Origin of the sequence: Marinifaba aquimaris, assembly GCF_013328345.1 — a bacterium.
In the GTDB taxonomy this organism is placed as follows: domain Bacteria; phylum Pseudomonadota; class Gammaproteobacteria; order Enterobacterales; family Alteromonadaceae; genus Marinifaba; species Marinifaba aquimaris.
This window is the reverse complement of sequence record NZ_JABULX010000022.1, coordinates 39,210-59,661: the sequence shown is the minus strand read 5'-3', so window position 1 is coordinate 59,661 and position 20,452 is coordinate 39,210. Positions and strand designations below refer to the sequence as shown.

18 protein-coding genes are annotated in these 20,452 nt (G+C 39.9%); 5 read left to right on the top strand and 13 right to left on the bottom strand.

Going from position 1 to position 20,452, the window contains the following annotated elements; translation table 11 throughout:
- The 13 genes from tssE to HR060_RS13660 all read right to left on the bottom strand — a co-directional run bounded on the left by tssE (position 1) and on the right by HR060_RS13660 (position 13,819).
- Complete coding sequence (gene tssE / locus HR060_RS13720; protein ID WP_174200866.1) at positions 1 to 447, bottom strand: type VI secretion system baseplate subunit TssE; 447 nt, start codon at positions 445 to 447, stop codon at positions 1 to 3.
- A gap of 69 nt (positions 448 to 516) precedes the next feature.
- The gene (locus tag HR060_RS13715) at positions 517 to 1,002 is read right to left on the bottom strand and encodes an Hcp family type VI secretion system effector (RefSeq protein WP_174200865.1); all 486 of its coding nucleotides are present in this window, start codon (positions 1,000 to 1,002) and stop codon (positions 517 to 519) included.
- A gap of 245 nt (positions 1,003 to 1,247) precedes the next feature.
- Positions 1,248 to 1,574, bottom strand: coding sequence for a hypothetical protein (locus tag HR060_RS13710; RefSeq protein WP_174200864.1), 327 nt, complete (start codon positions 1,572 to 1,574; stop codon positions 1,248 to 1,250).
- Positions 1,574 to 2,077 (bottom strand): hypothetical protein, encoded by a 504-nt coding sequence (locus HR060_RS13705; protein WP_174200863.1) that lies wholly within the window; start codon positions 2,075 to 2,077, stop codon positions 1,574 to 1,576. Before HR060_RS13705 ends, HR060_RS13710 begins: the two co-directional genes overlap by 1 nt.
- Before the next feature lie 70 nt (positions 2,078 to 2,147).
- Positions 2,148 to 3,671 carry a type VI secretion system contractile sheath large subunit gene (tssC, locus tag HR060_RS13700; RefSeq protein WP_174200862.1) on the bottom strand — a complete coding sequence of 508 codons (1,524 nt, stop codon included), beginning with the start codon at positions 3,669 to 3,671 and terminating at the stop codon, positions 2,148 to 2,150.
- Positions 3,671 to 4,198, bottom strand: coding sequence for a type VI secretion system contractile sheath small subunit (tssB, locus tag HR060_RS13695; protein ID WP_174200861.1), 528 nt, complete (start codon positions 4,196 to 4,198; stop codon positions 3,671 to 3,673). Before tssB ends, tssC begins: the two co-directional genes overlap by 1 nt.
- Before the next feature lie 87 nt (positions 4,199 to 4,285).
- Complete coding sequence (locus HR060_RS13690; protein WP_174200860.1) at positions 4,286 to 5,821, bottom strand: TssA family type VI secretion system protein; 1,536 nt, start codon at positions 5,819 to 5,821, stop codon at positions 4,286 to 4,288.
- A gap of 1 nt (position 5,822) precedes the next feature.
- On the bottom strand, positions 5,823 to 6,821 hold the full coding sequence (tagF, locus tag HR060_RS13685) for a type VI secretion system-associated protein TagF (RefSeq protein WP_174200859.1): 999 nt from the start codon (positions 6,819 to 6,821) through the stop codon (positions 5,823 to 5,825).
- Positions 6,822 to 6,827: 6 nt separating this feature from the next.
- On the bottom strand, positions 6,828 to 10,541 hold the full coding sequence (gene tssM / locus HR060_RS13680) for a type VI secretion system membrane subunit TssM (RefSeq protein ID WP_174200858.1): 3,714 nt from the start codon (positions 10,539 to 10,541) through the stop codon (positions 6,828 to 6,830).
- On the bottom strand, positions 10,534 to 11,283 hold the full coding sequence (gene icmH, locus HR060_RS13675) for a type IVB secretion system protein IcmH/DotU (protein ID WP_174200857.1): 750 nt from the start codon (positions 11,281 to 11,283) through the stop codon (positions 10,534 to 10,536). Before icmH ends, tssM begins: the two co-directional genes overlap by 8 nt.
- 28 nt (positions 11,284 to 11,311) lie before the next feature.
- Positions 11,312 to 12,631, bottom strand: a complete 1,320-nt coding sequence (tssK, locus tag HR060_RS13670; RefSeq protein ID WP_174200856.1) for a type VI secretion system baseplate subunit TssK — start codon at positions 12,629 to 12,631, stop codon at positions 11,312 to 11,314.
- The gene (gene tssJ, locus HR060_RS13665; protein WP_174200855.1) at positions 12,631 to 13,308 is read right to left on the bottom strand and encodes a type VI secretion system lipoprotein TssJ; all 678 of its coding nucleotides are present in this window, start codon (positions 13,306 to 13,308) and stop codon (positions 12,631 to 12,633) included. The genes tssK and tssJ overlap by 1 nt, the downstream gene beginning before the upstream one ends.
- Positions 13,309 to 13,333: 25 nt before the next feature.
- Positions 13,334 to 13,819 carry a hypothetical protein gene (locus HR060_RS13660; RefSeq protein WP_174200854.1) on the bottom strand — a complete coding sequence of 162 codons (486 nt, stop codon included), beginning with the start codon at positions 13,817 to 13,819 and terminating at the stop codon, positions 13,334 to 13,336.
- 324 nt (positions 13,820 to 14,143) lie between these two features.
- On the opposite strand from HR060_RS13660, the gene HR060_RS13655 reads away from it, so the two are divergent.
- The 5 genes from HR060_RS13655 (at position 14,144) to HR060_RS13635 (ending at position 20,452) form a co-directional block, all read left to right on the top strand.
- Positions 14,144 to 17,674: a contractile injection system protein, VgrG/Pvc8 family gene (locus HR060_RS13655; protein ID WP_174200853.1), complete on the top strand. Its 3,531-nt coding sequence runs from the start codon at positions 14,144 to 14,146 to the stop codon at positions 17,672 to 17,674.
- Positions 17,675 to 17,684: 10 nt separating this feature from the next.
- Positions 17,685 to 18,437, top strand: a complete 753-nt coding sequence (locus tag HR060_RS13650) for a PoNe immunity protein domain-containing protein (RefSeq protein WP_174200852.1) — start codon at positions 17,685 to 17,687, stop codon at positions 18,435 to 18,437.
- Between the two features lie 28 nt (positions 18,438 to 18,465).
- On the top strand, positions 18,466 to 19,263 hold the full coding sequence (locus HR060_RS13645; protein ID WP_174200851.1) for a PoNe immunity protein domain-containing protein: 798 nt from the start codon (positions 18,466 to 18,468) through the stop codon (positions 19,261 to 19,263).
- A gap of 230 nt (positions 19,264 to 19,493) precedes the next feature.
- Positions 19,494 to 19,697, top strand: a complete 204-nt coding sequence (locus tag HR060_RS13640) for a hypothetical protein (protein WP_174200850.1) — start codon at positions 19,494 to 19,496, stop codon at positions 19,695 to 19,697.
- 2 nt (positions 19,698 to 19,699) lie between these two features.
- Positions 19,700 to 20,452, top strand: coding sequence for an Imm49 family immunity protein (locus HR060_RS13635; protein WP_174200849.1), 753 nt, complete (start codon positions 19,700 to 19,702; stop codon positions 20,450 to 20,452).

Here is a 20,452-nt window from a genome sequence, read left to right as displayed (position 1 = left end):
TCATCTATCCCTTAAATGGCTGTGTTGGCTATCTTGTGCATTATTGACATTCGCTTTACCGCCTGTTGCAAAACGGGTGTTGAATCTCATAGATTGTCCCGTTGCTAAAAATGCTTTGATATCTAGACGAATTACACAGTTTTCATCTTTAATATCTATTGGCGTAACGATCACATTCTTAATACGTGGCTCATATTTTAAAATCAGTTGTTTAACTTCATTTGCCAGCGTATGTTGCGAATAAGGTAAAGCTTCGTATATATCTTGAACATCAGGCAAACCATAGTCGTTTAGGTGTTTCAAAACACCTCTTCTGGCATTCAATAACGTATTAAGGTGCTTTTGAACACTGCGTTTCTCACGACTAGAAAGCTGGCCCTTGTTTTCACCCTGCTGGAACTGGTGTAACTGAGTTCTTTCCGACGCTAAAATGTCAAATAAAGCCATTGCTAAATCCTAAAAAAGACGTGTATTACTACACGCCTTACAAAGTGGTAATTTACATTACCCGACTAATTAACGACCTTCAGTCCATGAATCAGAGAACTCAATATTGCCATCAACAAATGTCCAAGTGATACGTTGATAACGAAGTGCTACTGTCTCCAAGTGAGGGTAACGCTCTTTATCTAAGTCTTTAACATTGTGCATTGCAGGTGCAACAGACGTGACTTTTACACCTTCTAATGTATGACGGAAATACTCTTTTTCAGTACCAGTATCATCAATTCGATACCACTTAAGCTCTAAGCTTTTAAGTGTCTGACCATTAGCACATGCTTTGTATAAATACGGAGTTGAAGAATCAACCGCTTTAGTAATAACAAAAGCTTCGTGTTTACGTGTACCAGTTAATTCACCAGTATCGTTATCAGTAGGGATACGTAATTCATGTTCAAAGTGTAAAACTTCAATTGAACCTTCACGATCTGCAACTGTTACAGAACCTTTGATGTCGTTACCTTGATCATCTTTCAACCACATATAAGCAGGAATAGCCATTTTTTTCTCCTTTAAATAATTATTATTCCTAAATTAGACATGTATTAATAACTCTACTTCAGTTAAGAATAGCCCTCAAAGCTTAAGCTCCATGTCTTGAGGTATTACTTTAACTACAGTTAGTAAAAGTAAATTCTTGCCATGAGAAAACGTTTAAACACTTTCTCAAAAAGAACGTGAAATTTAAAAAACACAGTTTTTACAAATCCGCAGAAAAAGGGGCAAACCAGTTTGCCTGAATGGTGCTAGTAACCCATCGCAGCCATATAGATTTTAGTTTTCTTTTTATTTGCAACTACACCAATACAAGCTCTGTAATGAGCCTTATTGTTTTTTAATTTTCGTAATAGAGTTTCACGAATCGACTTTCTTACATAATTGATAGGAGCCTGACCTAAAGCCATTGGCCTTGGGACATAATCCATTAAATCCGAACATTTCCTTGAATCTTCTAGCATTTTAAAAGTAAGGTTGAATACATCATTATTCATACTCCAACCGTTAACTTGATTTCCATAAACAGCAGATAAAAACGCTCTGAGATTTTCCTTTTCAGCTTTCGTTAAGCTCATCACAGATTCCTTTGTGTAATATTATCCATTAAATTATCAAAACGACCTTTTTTAGCTAATACCTCAATTTTGTGTATGAGGCGTTCTTCTAGAATAAATATAAAGCCTTGTTGACCATCGTGATTATAAGAACTCAAGATTTTTGAATTTCCTAAATTCGCAATATTCACCGAGCTACCTTTAGGCGCGACAGAGTCAGCTAGCTCTTTTGAAATAATGGCTAACCAATTTGGTAATTTATCTCGCTTAGTAGTGTCAAACAAACTATCTATAAATAGGTGCTCAATACCCGTTAAGTTAACATTTGCAACATAAGTCTCTGGCTGTATATTCTCAAAAGAGAACGTCCAATCGTCGTATTTTAAAATGAGTAAATTACCCGATAGCGCCATAGAGGCTGGTTTACCGACTTTAGCTTTTAAATGCTCAGAAATGATTAATTCCTGTGCATTACATGGAAAAAGAAAAGCACTCAAAAGAAAAATAAATAGATATGTTTTCATAATTAATGCTCTCCTTATGAGCTTTTATATAAACCAGCCATTAGTTCTTTTATAAAATCGCTATTGCAATTTAAAGTTTTTCACCTGGCATTTGACCGACTAGTGCTAAACGCACATCAACACCTTCAACTTGGAAGTGTGGAACGACGTATGTATTGACTCGGTAATAACCTGGGTTGCCTGGAATTTCTGAAACCACAACCTCAGCATCCTTAAGTGGATGACTGGCAATCAGTGATTCATCAGGGTTATTCATCTTAGTGACTAAGTTTCCTAACCATTCATTAAGCTGTTGCTCTAACTCATGTCTAGGTTTGCTCGAACCAATATTTTCACGTTGAATCACTTTCAAATAATGTGCGATACGTGACACTAAGAAAATGTAAGGTAGACGAGAATTGATGCGAGCATTGGCTGTTGCTTCAGTATTCTCAAACTCTTGTGGCTTTTGAGCACTGTTTGCTGAGAAGAAACATGCAAAATCAGAGTTTTTATAATAGCTCAGCGGAATAAAGCCTTGGTTAGCAAATTCTAATTCTTTGGTTTCTGAAATAAGCACTTCAGTTGGGATCTTCGTTTCAACCCCTTTACCAGATTGATATGAATGCAGCGGTAAATTTTCAACTTTACCACCTGATTGAGGACCACGGACATGAACCGCCCAACCATTTTGCGCAAAACTATTTACAATGTTAGATGCAAAAGCAAAAGAAGCGTTACCCCATAAATATTTATCGTGCGTCTGTGCAGTCACATCTTCTTCATAGTTAAAATTGCGAACTGGGTTATTTTCACCATAAGGTAAACGCAATAAAAAGCGCGGGAATGTTAAACCGATATAGCGGGCATCTTCTGTTTCGCGGAAGTTTTTCCAACGTAAGAACTCGGCACGTTCCATGTAAGAGCCTAAATCTTGAATTTTTGCTACATCTTCAAGCGACTCTTTCATAAAGAACTTATTACCGGCGCTTGCGATAAATGGACAATGTGCTGCCGCAGATACACGTGAGATCTCTTGTAATAAATTGATATCAGGTGCGCTGCAATCAAATTCGAAATTTGAAACGATGTTTGAAATGGGCTCGCCACCTGGCGTGTCGTATTCTGCTGTATAAACATGTTTATACAGTGACGATTGAGTGGTATCAGGGGCTTCCTCGAAGTCTTCACGAAGCGTTTCTTTATCAACATCTAATAATTCAATTTTTATATTGGCATTATTTGGCGTGCGATTAACTAAGTATTGAAGTGAGCGCCACGCAGATTCAATTTTTTGAAATTCCTTGTGGTGTAAAATTAAATCTAGCTGTTGAGAAATAACTTTATCAATTTTAGAAATGTAGCTATCTAATAACGTTTTATCGATACGGTTAATGTCTGTATCCTGTGCCATATCTAAAAACACACTGATGGCTGCTGTTAAGCGCTGATCAGCATCCGTTTCAGCTAATTTATTCGCATCGCGAAATGCATCTAATGAAACTTGTTCTTCAATAGGCGCAATATCGACTAGATTACATAGCGTTTCATAAGTACTGACTTCAACTTTAAGCTCTTCTTTAGACGAGACATTCGTCAACTCTGGCATATTCATTATTGAGCGTCCTCTTCCTTAATTTCAGCCTGCTGTTCATTAAGTGGAACCAGCTCATTTAATTTTTGCTTAAGCTCGTCAAGTTCAGCACCACTTTGTAATACACGCTCTAACTCTTTTCTCAACGATGAGTTATCTAGTACGTTAGATTTTAAATCGCGAAGTAAATTACGCATGGCCATCATCTTGTTCAGCTCAGGTACTTGAGAAGCAACATCTTCAGGATCAAATGACTTATAAGAATCAAATGTTAAGTTAACACCAATTGTGCCATCACCTGAGATTTGATTCTCGACTTGGAACTGAGCTTTAGGTGCCATATCTTTTAAAACTTCATCAAGGTTATTTTTACTGATACTGATTCGTTCACGCTCTTCAAAATCGATATCATTTTGACCATTAGAATAATCGCCAACTAATAGCATTTTTAATGGTAATTCACTTGATCGCGATGCCCCGTTAGTATCTAGTTCTAGTGAAATATTGACCCGTGAACGGGGAATTTCATTTTGGAATGTATCAGACATAATTTTCCCTTTAATGTTGTTTTACTGCTTTAATGTTTCATTTTTCCCCTAAACGACGGTATCGTTTTAGGCATTGCTTTAAATCAGTTATAAACTCAAGACTGCTTCTGGTCGAGTTAAAATTAAGTTGTTTTTAATAACGGTTGCTTTAAGTGCAAAGTCATCTTCGGTGTTTTTTGATAAGCCCATTAAACATTGGTAAGTTTGTCGCCATACTTGGATAACAAAGTCCTGTCGCCAAATCCTTGCCTCTCGTTCTTCAATCTGTTTATTTAACTCTGTTAAAATGGGTAACGCTAATTCGAGTCTTTCAGCGCGCACTAATACTTGAGCCTGAATAAACGATTTCTGGAAATGTTTGAAGGGTTCGTCGCAAGTCATCTTTGAGACGTATTTTAACGCCTGCTCGCATTGTCCTTTTTCAACCAATGCAAATGCTTGCTGAGTCATTTCATCCAATTCATCAGTAGCAGCAGATGACGCTTCGCTCTGTGTTAACCTGCTTTCTATTTCACTCATTAAGTCTTTATTAGTTGCAGAACAAAAAGGCGTGCCATCTTCATAAGTCAACTGGCTTAGGTTGGGTACAAACGTAATTAAGTAAAGAAGCTGCAATTCAAGTGCAGTCACTAACTTTGGCTGGCTCATCCCTTTTATTGCTTTATAACAAAGCATTTGTAGATCGAGATTGAAGTGCATTGCACCTTCTAAAAATAAAGCCTCACATTTTAAAAACGCATCCTGATAGTTTTGCTCAGCAATTGCATTTTTTATTGGTGAAAATGCCGTTTGTCTTGGTGCAGGAAGGCGAGTTTTTCCCGCTTCATTTGGCGGTACTTTGATTAACCCCCACCTAGCCGTTCTGGCTAAATTAAGCATGCGCACAAATTGTTGCTTGTCTCTGTCAAACTTTATTAGCTCTCTGATAGAGTCGAGATAATCACTATCGGTTTCTAACGCTTTAGTCGCTAAGGACGGCTCATTAGATGTCACATTTTCAATTGCAGGTGTGACTTCACTGTTGTTGGTATTTTTTGGAGGTGTCTGCTCAACAGGTTCTGGCGTTTTTTGAATCGGATTAGCTTTAGCTAATTTGTCTAACCAAGCATTGATATCAGACAATGGGCCTGCATTTTCATCAAGTTTTGGTACAGAATTTTGCGAATAATCGTAAAGCGCACTTTGACAATCGACCAGCATTTGGGGTTCTGGTGAGTGATTAAGCGCCGTCACAGCTTGAAGCCTGGCTTGTTGACCTAAAAACCATTTGTGAACCGAGCGTCGCGCTTTTGGCGTTTCTGGGAATACGTCAGATTCAAAGTCGGTTAAAAAACGATTAAATAACACAAATCCCATGCACAAACCTTGAAAACCAAATTCGTGCGCCGCGGCAAACGTTAAATATCCCGCTAACCTCAAATCCTTTGTCTTAGTCGCTAGCAGCTCAGTTAAAGTGATAAAGATTGGCTTATAATCAACAACTTCAAGTGATGAAAAACTAGCTTTGATAGCTTTAAAATCTTCTTCATACTTTAAGTCTTCACCGCAAGGCCTGTCTTTGATTGGTTGTAGCAAACTTTCTAACCACTCTTGCCAATCATTATGTGTATAAGGTTTTGTCATCTTAAACTCCTTTACACCAACGTCTGAGAGCATCGTACAAACTCACATTCTCTGCGCCAGCTAACTCATAATCACTTTGAGAAGGCTTACTCGAAGCCGTAGTGTGTACCAAATCAATCACATTTTGAGATTGACGAGATAAATTCCACACACTATCAAAACAAGAAGCAGGAACCGGTCGAACAAAAATCGTCATACTCGGTTTGTGTTGAGCAGAGCCTAAACTATAAAAAAACCAAGGTTGCCAATTATGATCCGCTACCATCATGGTGACTAAATGCAACCAAAATGCGCCAACATAAGCATTTTCTGGTGAAAAAACCGGCATTGGGAATCGCAAGCCAAAGTGTGTTCTTAAGCACCCTCTATTCGCCATTGATTGCATACTAAGTGAGGATTCTCGAATAAACACGGCCCTGTTTTCAATATCGCTAAGACCCGTTGCATGCCAAAAATCAGCCATTGCAATATGACGAAATCTATCGAGTACTTGGGTTAAATCCACAGGGTTTTTCAACATGCCAGCAACATGTGAAAGCTCTTCAGAATAAAACTCCATCTCTTCAATTGAACGAGATGAATACACTTTATCAGTAGACATCAACAGCTGTTGAATAGCGTCAACATGCGCTAAAAACATACAACTCGGGTGTTTTTTATATAAATCAGCACCTGAGTGCACAAAACTGACAAAAGGATAATGTCGTCCACTGCTATCTACGCTTGGTTGCATTAACCCCATTACATTGGAGTCTTCATTTCCACCTGAAAGGAAGTAAAGACAGGGCGTCGAATCTTTATCAGCGTTGTGACTTAAACCTTGTCTATGGACATACGCAAATCCTTCTTGTAACCAATTATCTAAATTAATCAGTTCACGAGATGAGACATTCAATTTCACAAAGTCTGGGCGAAGAGCCGTTTTGCCTAGGTAGCCAAATTCATGCACTTTTTGAATGACAGGCTCTACCGCTTTTTTACGAGAAAAGAAATTCAGCATACTCATTTACCTCATTGCACTTTTATTCGCTAATGCGAGGTCAGAGGTATTGAAAATCGTTTCTGGTAAACCAAAACGTGTGATGACACTTCTATCAAAGAGGCTACTGTTTCTCGCCGACTTAAAATTAAAACGCACATTTAGCAAATCAGAATCGGCACTATCGGCATCTTGTAGTTGCCAAATAGCAGAATACTCCGTGCCCTGTACCCATTTAACTTTCGCTTTGTTTAAGATTCTAAAAAATGCCCAAGGCCCCGATTCTTTAATGGCAAGCTTTTTACCCTGACGATTAACACCGTACAAGTTAGCATCTTCTGTTGCCCCCATGCCTGGCCATAAAAAACGACGCCACTCTTCAGGCTCATTGCGATAGCGATACGATTGTTCACTGTAACCAATAAACGTCTCTCTTATCCCTCTTTGTGGGATCGGTAAGACATGGAATTTGACATATAAGTCAGTACCACCTTTTGGAAAGAGTGAGTAACTCACCTTTTGAGCCAGGTTTAAACCGTTGATAAACTTTTTATCAAAACCAATACCCAAACCATGCCATTGGCGCTCTGAATAACGTCGATGACTGCGCTTTAAAAATGGTTTAAGTCTTTGATCTACAAACGTCCATAACGTACCGGTTTCTTTATTTAAAAAGTCAGCAACATCTTGAGTAGTGGCATCAACACCTCGACTATTAAACGGAAATTTACCTTTAATGCCTTCTTTGTAAGCGCCGTAAACCTGATTATTCCACTCGTCGTTAATTTGTGCTTTTGAAAGTAAAAATACATTTTCGACGGTTTTCGTTAATGCTGATTTAAGTAATGGAGCAATGGCTTGATTCGTTTGATCATCCAGTGATGTCAATTGACTATCTAAAACAATCCAAGCAGTTTGAATGGCGTTTTGATTTTTTGAACCTTGAAGTAATTCTTCAGCAATACTAATAGCGGCAAGCGCAGGCTCATTACTGGTCGCCACTTTACTAATATCAGCTTGTACGAGCGCTAAAGCAGATAAATATTGTTTGATAAAATCTGAGGTTTTCCCTTGTTCTGGACTATTAGTAAAACGTCTTAAATCCAAAAACTTATCTTCTAATTCAGGTACTTTAAATTGTGCTATTGGTGATGCAACTTGCGTAGCCACTTTATTTGCAAGTTTATTTACCGGGCTCGATGTATCAGACAATTTAGCTTGTACCGTAGAGACTTTATCTACCACTGCTTGGGTCGCTTTAGGGTCATCAACTAATTGAATATTGTCATTAACTCTAGCCATAAGTTCAGCAATCGCCCCTTCAGGTGTCACTAACTTACTTAGTTTCAAATTATGTTGGCCAATGTTTTCTGAAGCAGATAACTGAGTATGTTGTAAGAAAGAAAACCAGTGCTGAGCATAGTCATCAAAATATAAACGACGAATTGATATTTCAAGAGCACGCCCTTTTTCAACATCTATGGTATTTTCGCCCGAGGTTGTGCCTTGACCCATTACCCAGTCGCCTGAACTTGCCAAGGCCACTTCCCTTTTTATTTCAGGGTAAACCACATTTTGCCAACCAAATTGGGTGTAAGCTAAAGGTATACTTTGAGTAGTTGATAGATGCTCACGATTAGCCGGGCTGAGTAAATCTTTTAAATCGATTGATTGTTCGGCAAGCTGTTTACTATTGACGATTTGTTGATATAAAGGCTTAGCTTCTGGATCGGTTCTTAAATCTTTTCGAGCGAGCTCAACTAACTGAGCATCAGCAGGCCAATAATCAACATCCGTTGCTTGCTCTATATCTCGACCGACTCTGTTTAAATAAAACCCAATCATGTCATCAGCACTGGCGATTAAAGCTTGGTGGTTTTCATTATCAGCATCTAAACCCAGCATTTTTAGCCAAATTTGACTTAATTCAACACGAGAAAAAGCATCCTTTTCACTGCTAATCTTTTGCGGATAAGTAGAGAACATCAAATACAATTTTAAATGGTTGTAATAGTCCTTTCTAAATTTGTTTTGAGCTTCAGGTGTAAGCGCTTGAACCCATTGTTGGTGTCCTTGAACCAAAGATTGATGTACCTGGTTATACACAGGCTGAATCATCACATTATTGAGTTCTTGCAGCATTAAGGTTTCAATGGCCGCGAGCGTATCATCCCCTTCATAGATACCAAATAAGAAATACCAAGGTAAACTTTGCTCGTATTTAACTAACTTTGTGTAATGCTCAAATAAATCAGCTGCGGCAGTAAAACGTTGGTCCGGACGGGTTTGAGTAGTAGACAATGCCATTAAGTTTTCTACACGCGTTTGGCCGTCGCTTAACAACAGTAAATTACTGGTGTACGAAGCCATAAGTAATGCGGCGGCACCACCAATAGAAGCCAGTGTCGAAGTGACGGCTAAACCTTTTGCCCAACGTTGTAATTTGCGTTGTCGCCTGTTGCCACGCGTCAAATCTTGAAGCTTAAACAGAACGTCATTAAATACCTTGTTAATGAAATAACTCTTGGTAATACTTTCTGACTTTTGTTCAAGGGCAACTGAGCAAAATTGTTCCCTAACACCCGACATAATCCGTTCAATTGGCGAGCCTTCTTGAGTACCAGAAGTAAAATAAACACCTGCAAACCAAGGTACTTCCTGATAAGGGTTTTGCTTAAAGAGCAAGTTAACAAATTCAGTTAATTTGCCAGAAGCAGCTTTAAACTGATTCGGAAAATCAAATATTAAGCTCTTACGCGATACATTCCTTTCTCTGGCAATTTTCCCTAATCGCTGGTCGCATAAACGCTGATAGAGCTCAGTCATCCGCACTTCAAATAACTCTGCAGAATCAATCGTCTGATCTTCACTGTCATCCAGTAAATAAGTACCCCAGACCTGATTTCTCTCTGCTTCTGATAAATCAGCAAAGAAGGGTTCAAAACCACTGATTAGATCCGTTTTGGTAAAGACTAAATAAACGGGGAAGATGACACCCAATTCGGTGATAAGCTCTTGAATGCGTTCACGGATAAGTTTGACGTGTTGGCGAATACCTTCACTATCAGCGGTTAAAATATCCGCCACGCTAATAGCAACCATAATGCCGTTTATCGGCAATTTGGGGCGATATTTTTTCAGTAATTTTAAGAAGCTTAACCATTCTTGGTTATCAGACGATTCGGTTGTATATCGGCCGGCAGTATCAATTAATACCGCTTGATCGGAGAACCACCAATCACAATTTCGCGTCCCACCAAAACCTTGAATGTGTAAATCGTTTGAATTGGCATACGGGAAATGCAAACCAGAATTAGCAAATAATGTACTTTTACCCGTTGCTGATGGACCAATGATCATATACCAAGGCAGTGCGTATAAAGCAGCATTACCTCTAGCACCCAAATGAGACGTTTTCAGCGATTTCAATGCTTCTTGCATTTTAGTTTGAATCGCTTCCATCTCAGCCTGGCTACTCGCATTATGGCTTGCTAGCTCGTTTACTAACAAATCACCCGAGCGTTTAGTCCAAATCCATTTGGCAATTAAATAAATGATAAAAGCAGCAAAAACGGCGGCCATCGCTAGTAATTTTTTATCACTGGTATCTAAACCAACAAAGTTACCAGCAAACCAAATAATACTTAATACCGCAATGAGTCCAACCATCTGCCCCGTTGCGCGCGATGACATTAAGCCAATTAAAAAGTGCCCTAGGCCAGTTGTATTGACCTTACTCATTTATCTGTCCCCTTTGTGAGTGAATAGCGGGTTTAAATTGTGTATCCATCACAATTGATTGTTCTTGAATGTACTGAACTTGATTGTCAGCGTGTTGGCTGATGACGTAATGAAATGCGAGGTACATAAACATGATCACACTAAAACCAATACTGAAAATGACCCAATATGGTAAGTTTCTGCCAACCTTAACGGCAAAGTTCTCAGCAGGTGCACCATTGACCGATAAGGCCGTGTTTACTTGGCCTTGCGCATCCTCAATTTGCGCGCGAATATCAACGATCAGAGCTTTTAATTGCTCAAGGCCTTTTATTTTATATGCCCCCTCAAAACCCAGTTGCAGGCATACATAATAAACTTCCAATTCAGCTAACTGGCTTTCACCAGCCATGCGTAATTTATCTAACCGCTCAAAAAATTCTTCACCCGCACGGTTATTGCCAAAAAACTCAAGTTGTAAAGGGCGTGCCATCCATTCCATTCTGAAACTCACATTCGAACCCATTACCAACTCATCACATGTCGCTGCAAGTGCAAATTTAGCTTGCTGCATTTGCGAAGTTTTAATTTGATTTTCGTAACACAAACGTTCGAACTGATCGATACAGGAAATGAGGTGCTCACGAAATGAGAGGTCCAACTCAGCTGCTTTATCTTTGTTCTTAAGCGGCATCAACGCATGTAAAACTGGCGCGATACAAGCTAATAAATCTTGTTTCGCCATCTCTTCTTGTACTTCCATGTGCTTATTCCGTGTATTTCCTTATTAATTAACTTTTATCAATGCTGATAAATTCCAGTTGGATATCTTGCAGACCATGAGGAATAAAAATACCTACATTTTGTTCTTCTACGATGTTTTGCCATAAATCGCCATACGGCTCCAAGCGGAAATATTCAAAGCCACTCTTTATAGCTAAATTATGAGGTGTGCGCTGGACATGCTGAATACTGATACCAGGTAAGGCAGAAGCAACAATAAACTCTAATTTGGCAGCAGAGCCGATTTTCACTTGGCTGCCAAAAATATCTATCCACTGGTTATCAGCAGACTCCATATAAACACCAAGGTAGAAGTCCTGTTTGTCAAACTGCTGAGCATCAATGTTATTTACGTTATAGATGGCACTTGAAAGCTTAACCAACTTCATATCACTGGTTACTTTTGCTTGGGTTGTACTTAACAACTGAGTAAAGGTTTCATCTATCTGCGAAAATACACTGCCCAAATCTTTATGGTTATATTCGGGTATTTGCTCATGTAAATTTTTTAATTTCAACGCTGATAAAGAGGCCGTAATTTGACTTAACGCTAAATAAATTCGCTCTGGGTGTACTACATCAATTTCTGTCAAATGCTTGAGCTCGACTACTTTAGGCAGTAATACATTGAGGATCATTAAATTTTGAATATCGCTGGCTTCAAGTGCTTGAGCCTGAGACATTAAATGTGATGCTTTAGCACTGACAACGTTAAATGCTTTTTGCAGAAAGTTTTTTAAGTAATTAGAAATATGTGCGTTAAGTAAAGGAGGAATAAATGAATCATCTATTGAGAAACCACCATCAGCACTTCTTTTTAATCGTGCGACAGCAAGACTATCAAAATGGTGGTGACTATCATCTTCAGTCAATAAAAACAGATTAGGCGTCGAGAACAATACTTCCCTTTTGCGCATGACATCATGCTGATCACTAATGCTTGAGTATTCTGTTCTGTATGCGCAAAGTTGGCCATCTTGTTGGTAACCTTTGATACCAGACACAGATTCATTAGCAGGCATTGCAATATACACCACAACGTCTTGGGTATCAGCTGGCAGCTCTAACTCAAGAGGTTGATCGACGTTTCGATCGAAACAGACCATTTTTCCATTTTCAAAAATGAAGTTTGCCCGGGTTACACTTAACACCCCACGCGCTAATGCTGAGTAATCAAAGCTTAAGTGACTAAAACCATAATGAAACCCAGAACACCATGATAAACGCTGAGCGACAGCGTTTTCATGGCTTAAGTCAAACTGTTGTAAATGTTGTTGAGCGAGTAAGACACCCTCTGCCCAAACAGGCTTTCGACCGTTGTAAATCATTATTTAGCTACGCTATTTAATACTTCTGTTACTTTTTTATTGGCTGCACTTTCAGCTTCAGCAGTCGCTTTTGCTTTTAATTTTTGCTGATGCTCGTACTTGCGTCTTTCAACGTCTGACATTTTAGATTTGTTCACTTTACGCGTTGTCTTGCGGCTAGCGGTTTTATCCTCAGCACTAGCTTCTGGCTGATCTTGAGTTTGAGCAGTGGCCTCTTGAGGTGTTTCAACTTTAGGCAGAGAAATTGAATTGCTCGTTAATGCAACGTCGAGCTCGGTAGATAATTGAACGGTACCGCCATCTAATTTATAAAACACGCGCCAGTTGTTCTCAGCTCTATCACGGAACAAAGCAAAAATAGCGACGTAATTGGCAAGCTCAGCCTGATCAAATACAATTTTTGTTTGATCAGAAGGGTAAACCGTGTGCTCTTCCATCGTCACCAGCGTATTGGCTAACACCGATTTATCTGATTTCCATAAATCGTTAAACGTCGCATTGTTGAATGCCTGTACATCTGTTAGTTGATAAACCCTTAACACAACAGGTAAAGGCTCATCGAAGCGATTTAAATTTAAATTATCGGTCGCACTGACATCTAAAGTAACTTTTGTCGATGAACACGCACCCAACAAACAAACAAGGCCAAAGAAAAAAGTGGCTTTAAGAAATTTCATATTCCAACCCTAGTGATATAAAAATTTAACGACATAATTTCTGCTCAAGTACGGAGCAGATAACTTGATCGAAACGAGCTGAAGCAGTTTCAGCCCAAAATGTTTTTTGATTCAGTAATTTTTTGACTAAAGAGACGCTGGTTTGATGTTTACGATCGGTTTCTAATGTAGTGACAACGAGCTCATCCATGGCCGCGAATAATTGCGACTGAACCCTGAGTAATTCATTGCTCAGCTGTGATAAAACAACATGAGTAAGGCAAGCTTTGTAAAGGCAGTAATCAAGCGACTCGTTATTGAGTATTTCGAATGTTTGATGTGCTTCTTTAGAAAATACACGATGAGCGGGTAAGCCGATTTGATCGAGTAAGATACCGATTGAACGACAATTACTCCAAGTAGACTGGATGAAAGCATTTTTTTGTAGAATAAATGCTTTTTTGTAAACGTCCAGTTTGTCATTTTCAAGCACGCTTTTTGGCGAGCGAGTTTGCTTATCCGTACTAAACATGTGTATCCCTTCGTCATCAACACAATTGAGAAATCAAGTATCCATAAAACTACACGAACTGTTTACTAATCAAGCAGCTCGTACATGATATCTATCTTTAAAATACACCAGCCCTGAAATAGGTGTCAACCAAATGTTAACATTTGCTAATGGTTTGACATATTTAGAATCAGCATGTTATAACAATTTAAATATGGAATTAGCTCAGATAAAGCTCAAACTAAGACCATATAGAGAACTCGCTTAGCTTTACTGTCATAAAGCCCCGATAATTGTTAACTAAATGGATATTTATTGTTAACAAAATAGACATGAGAATCGACAATGGATATGTCAATCATCAACCATGCCAGTGGTTCAAAAACCGACCAACAGGTACGTGCTATCTCTTCGCTTGTACTACTGGGAGTTGAATATAAAGTCAGCCATTTTTCTGGCCAATCACACCTCAACGCAGGCTTTAAATTTCTATTAAATGTTGAAATTTCATCGTCCGTATCCGATAGCGCCTTATTCAATGGCTTAGGCCACAATGCAACGCTCACCATCTTGGCTTCAGACGGTTTAGGTCATGATTATTGTGGTGTTGTAACGGCTATTGAAGAGCTCGGTAGCCGATTCGAAACGCGTCATTACCAAATTACACTACAAGATAGAATTAGCTTGTTACCCAAACAGTATAAATCGAGAGTTTGGTTAGATAGCGACATACAAAGCCTTTTAACCCAAGTCGCTATTGAGGCAGGCTACAGTCACAACCAAATAATATTCCGCTTAAGCCAAGACTTACCTCAAGCGCCATACTGCGTACAGGCATTGGAGTCTAACTACGACTTTTTCCATCGTCTTATTCAACAACACAAACTGCTGTTTTGGTTTGAGGCCATTAATCAAACGCACGTATTAATTATTACCGACAGCCAACTCGCGTCCCCGTACACCACACGTGGTGAATTGGTGTTAAAAACCAGCGATGGTTTTGCCTCACAAATGTCGAGTTTTGAATTAACCGATACCTTTGTCGGGTTCAACCAAGCCGCGCATTACTTCAAAACACAAGCAACAGCCGGACAACAAAAAAAGTACACAAAATTAGTTGGAAACGTACCCGATGTATTTGTCGGGGCATCTTTTTCGTTAACCGATGACAATGGTTTAAACGCAACGGCCGATTGGCTCTGTATTAGCGCGGTATATACCCTAAACCAAGGTAATGATGAGCGTGTTAGCAATCAGGCAACCTATTTTAATTGCCAACTAACCGTTATCGAGCGTGGCCAGTTTTTTATTCCAAGGCCGATAAAAAAATTGCCCAAACCTATGCTATTTGCAGCCAATGTCGAGTCGCTATCTTCTCAAGCTCAACTCAATGTTGATGGCCAATATCAAGTCAGAGCCGAATTTGATAAAACTGCCAAAGCAAAAACGCAAGCCTCTATTGCGCTGTCAAAATTAACCCATTACGCCTGCGCCGAACAACCGCAAGCAACAGGCTGGCACTTTCCCCTTCTCGATAATAATCAAGTGCTATTAGGTTGTTTAGATAACGATGCGGATAAAAGTTTCATTATCGGTTTTGATAACAATCAAACCCAGCCTTCGGTAGTCAACAGCCAAACCCCTACCCTAAATCAACTGAGCACAAGTAGTGGCCATCAGCTTACGTTAGATGACGATATCGACAATGCACATATCATGCTACAAACGCTCGATGGCGAGCATTGCTTTAAGTTGCAGGCTGGCACTAATGCCCAAAAACACTGCATCAACTGGCTCTCAAGGCTAGGCCATATTTCACTTGTCGCAGGGAAAACACTGAACCTGAATACCGATGAAAAAACCATCAGCTTTAAAATTAATGGGCAAATGCTACACGATGCTAACAACCATTACCGCATCCAAACCGAGCAAATTATTCAGTTTCAATCGGGTGCCAACATGCGTTGGTTTGCCAAAGAAATTGACATTTTATCGGAAAGTGCCTTAACGCTTTTAGCCAATCAAACGGCCACATTTGCGGCCAAACAAACGCTCAATTGGCAAAGTGAACGCGGCGGTATATCCATTTTAAACCCACAAGGTGCGAGCTTTTACCAAACTCAACAAAGCATCGAGCTGTGTTGCAACGGCAGAGGCGATTTAGTGCTTCACAATGCTGGCGCACAAATTAGCTTATCGAGCAGTGGCGATGTGGCCATAACTGCATCAGGCTTGCTGACGTTAAAAGGGTTATTTATTAATCATGATGCCCCAGTAAGCTATGACAACCAAAGCCCGAGTCGAGCCAGTAGCCCAGCTGCGCCAAGCCCAAGCAACATTAGCCGTATTAGCCCATTAACATTAGATGGGATAACAGAAGCAGATAATACACTTAACACCGTTTCGCTTGCTTATCAGTATCAAGACGGCGAGCCCGTTCAACAGGCCCCTTATCGCGTTGTGTTAAGTGATGGTACTGAATTAACAGGTCATTTAGATAGTAATGGCCAAGCCGATATTACCGAAGTACCCACTGGGCAGTATCAGGTGTATTTAGGTGAAGACACGCGAGAATATCAACCAATTGAAAACACGCAGCCCAACCCGCTATATGGCAAAATTTCGCCACAAGCCGCTGTACAAATGGTTGAAAATAACGATACCAGTTTGTTAAGTGAAGCCGGTGATTTAGCGGCAACCGCAGGCGATTGGTTTTGGGGCGCATTACAAGGCGACTTTAACGAAAACCCCAGTACCTCACAAATCGTTGTTGGTACGGTGATTTCGATGATCCCTGTGGTCGATCAAATCATGGATGTTAGAGATATTTGCGCCAATGTCATGGTCTTAACCGATGATGAAGACGCCAACGACACAGCAGGCTGGATTGCTATGGCCCTTACCGGTATCGGTTTGATCCCCGTTGCTGGCTCGGCCATTAAGGGTGTCGGCAAAGTCATTATAAAAAATGCGGATAACGCCCTACCCGCAGCCCTTGCCGTATTGAGAAAACTGGGCAAAGGTGACCCAGTAAAATACCTTAAAAACCTCGATTGGGCTGATTTAACCAAACAAGCCACCGACTTAGTGAAAGAAAAAATCGTTGCGTTAAGAGATGGCTTACAAGCTTGCTTAAACAGCTGGAGTGTTAAATGGGTATTATCAGATAGCGCCAAAGACAGCCTGAAACACAATATTGATAAACTCAATCAAATTATCCCCAAAGTTGAGCAAGGCATAAAACAAGGTATCGATTACCTTAAAAACAAAATAAATACCGCATTAAATAAATACGAAGGCGAACTGCCACAAACCGGTATCACAGGACAAACGAAAAAGGTTAAAGCGGATGAACTTGAAGCGCCTAAGGGGAATGAGTTAAAAGGGGCGAATACTAGCAAAGCGATAACCTCAACGAGAAAAACGCCTGATGACTTTAAAGCTGAATTCAAACACATAAATCATAGAAAAGCGGCGACAGGCGAGTACAATGCACATCAGTTAATGCAAGAAAAAGGGTTTACTGCGCTTGGTAAAACAGATGGTAAATACACACCTGGGCAAACGGGCATTGATGGTATTTATTTACACCCCAACCCGCCACCTGACTACGTTATTACCGAAGCAAAATATAACAAAGCGCGCTTAGGTAACACCAAACACGGCAAGCAGATGTCAAATAAATGGGTGACAGACAAGAGACTCAAAAAAGCGGGCATTACCAGCCCAGTAGAGCGTCGTAAAATACTAAGAAGCCTTCAAAAGGACGATGGAAAAATACAAAAATTACTTATTCGCAATAAGGAAGATGGCACACTCGTCGTTAAAGCGCTTGATAAGAACGCCAACATAATCGGTAAAGCATTAAAATTATAAGGACCAAACAGTGTTAAGAGATACGCTAAAAGATAAGAGTTATTATGATGACAGAGTCAATTTTAGACTTGAATGCATTGAAGAAGATATCGATGACATTAAGTCTGATGACGAACTTACCCATGAAGTAAAGATGAATTTTGCATTTGGGCTGATAAACGACTCAATGGAGTTATTACACTTAAAATACTCGCGAGGTGACAATTTAGCCGAGTTTAAACCACTATTACTTGACACCCTGACCTATCGGCAGTGGCAAAAACAGTTTGCCGATGCACTCCCCCCCAATGAACAAGTGGCGCGTATCCAGTGGGAAGAAGTAAACGAAGATGATATGGAGCGCATTCTGACTTGGTTTGCCTTTGCTTATTGCCTTAATATGGGTCAAGACTACTACCAACAAGTGCTGGCTTTAATTGCTAACCAAGGCCAAGACGGCCTTTTAGATAACCTTGCCATCGCCATGGGCGATACGGGCCGTGAAGTCGCAGAAAACACCCTCTTTAAAAAACGTTTTGGTAAATTGCATAAAGTGGTTATCGCAGAGCCCGCACAAAGACCCAAATTGGTCAAAACCTATTTAGATGCTTGGTACAAATTATATGGTAGCCCTGATTATCATTTAATGGAGGACGGTGCCTATGACGGCTACTGGTGCTGGGAAGCCGCCCTATTGGTCAAACTCTACAATATTGATGACAACAGCTTTATCGACCACGAGTACTACCCGAAAGATTTAGTGCATTGGCAACAAACTTTATAAGTTTTAGTGCAAGCAAGGAGCAATACCCATGCGAGATACTCGAAAAACACCAGATTATTTTGACGAGTTCTTACTCGACATAGAGCAAGGAATAACTGAAACCCAAGACGCATTAGATGCCGGTAACTTTACCTCGCCATCAGAGCGCGTTGATGTGGCCCAACGTATCTATCAACTAGCCATTATGCGCGCTGTGGCGCATTACTCAAGAGGCGCGCATTTAAGCACAGTAAAACAGCACACACTTGCCATACTGGATTACCGCAAACAATTATCGGCGTATTGTGACCAGCTGCCAGCAGCGCATCAAATTTACCGCAATGCCTTTGAAAAATTAGGTGGGCAAATAGATGCTGTTGGCTCGCCAAACATTAATCGTTACGTTTACACATTGTGGTGGTTGAGTTTGCTACAGGCAACAGGAGCAGAGCAAACGCATATTAATCAAGCGCTCGATATTATTGGTGAACAAGGCAAAGACGCCCTACTTGATGCCATTGCCAACGCCTTAGGTGATAACACTCGCGACATGGCAAATAGCCTGTATTATCCTGAGCTTTATCAACCACTCTATCAGGCAGTGACCGCGGCACCTGAGTTAAAACCCGAGTTGATTAACCAGTTTGTTACCACTTGGTATGACCAGCTTGAAGACCTTGCAGACTGGCATGACAGCCATGCGTGCGATTGTGAGTTTGAGTACACCGACTATTACACAGGCTATTGGTGTTTAGAGGCCGCACTGGTGGCCAATATTACCGGCGTTCACGCCGGAGCACTCACAAAACATGCCATGCTACCAATAGACTTGCTCCAACATACTTAAAATAGCGAGATAGTATTCACCCTTATCGACTTAAGGATAACCAAAGACCGCTCTTTAACAATGTGGAAAGGATTCCCAATAAGCCTGCTTAAACTCTTAAGCAGGCTTGTATTTCATTCCTCTCCCCCAAAAAAATTTAATATAGACATTTTTTATTCAGTTTTACGTGCATTAACGAAGCAAAAGGGCCAGGTGCTAAATTAGGCCAAACGCAAGACGGTACAAAACAGATGTCTGATAGATGGATTAAAAGAAATCTTAATCGCATGAAAAAATCTAAAAGATACTCTGACAAGAATAAGAAATTAGCGCAAGACCTGCTTGATGCTGAGGATAACAGAATAAAAGTAAATAAATTAGTTATTGAAGCAATTGAAGAAAATGGCAAAGTCATCGGTGGCAAATTACAACCATTACCTCTTAGCAAAGGATAAGTATGTTAAAGTTAAATAAATTAAATGAAGATGATTTATCGTACGATCTTTCTTCTAGACCTAAAGCGATTAAAAATTGGACGCCTGTTATTAACGATGACGACGAACCGATTGAGGAGAAAGTACGAGCAGCATTTAATTTGACAAGTTGGTATGTTAGGTTAGCCAACGCCAACTACGGCCTCGAAAATTACGACCAAGTAAAACCGTATTTAGAAAAAGCTGCGCCTTATGCTTTTTTAAGAGGTTTTGATGAGGAGTTAAAAACGCACAAGAATGATTGGACAATCCAGCAGGAACTTAATCTCTGTTTGTTATTTGGCAATACAGATATCATTGAAAAATTATCTAAATTAGTAAATAACTTTAAGCCCAGCAGTATTATGCACCAAGCATGTTATTTGTATGATTGTTTACTCATCAAAGTGGGCACAGGCCAATCAATTGAGCAAGTTCAAATAGAGGAAGCATTATCTGAGGCTGGTGCGACCAAAGACAAAGATGTGCTGCAATATATTCAACCATTAATTCAAGCAATAAATGCCTTGGTATTGAGTGACCAATCGCTATGGCAATCCTCTATTGAAAAAGCAATTGATTGGCATACAGACCAATGTAAATTTGGTGACTACAAAGAAGACATCGATGGCTTTATCAATTTAAATGCCCTAACCCTAGCCAAACTTGGTAAAACCATGCATGGTTGGCAATGTGAAACCCATTCTCTTTACCTCCCTCTGTTTTTAATCGATTAA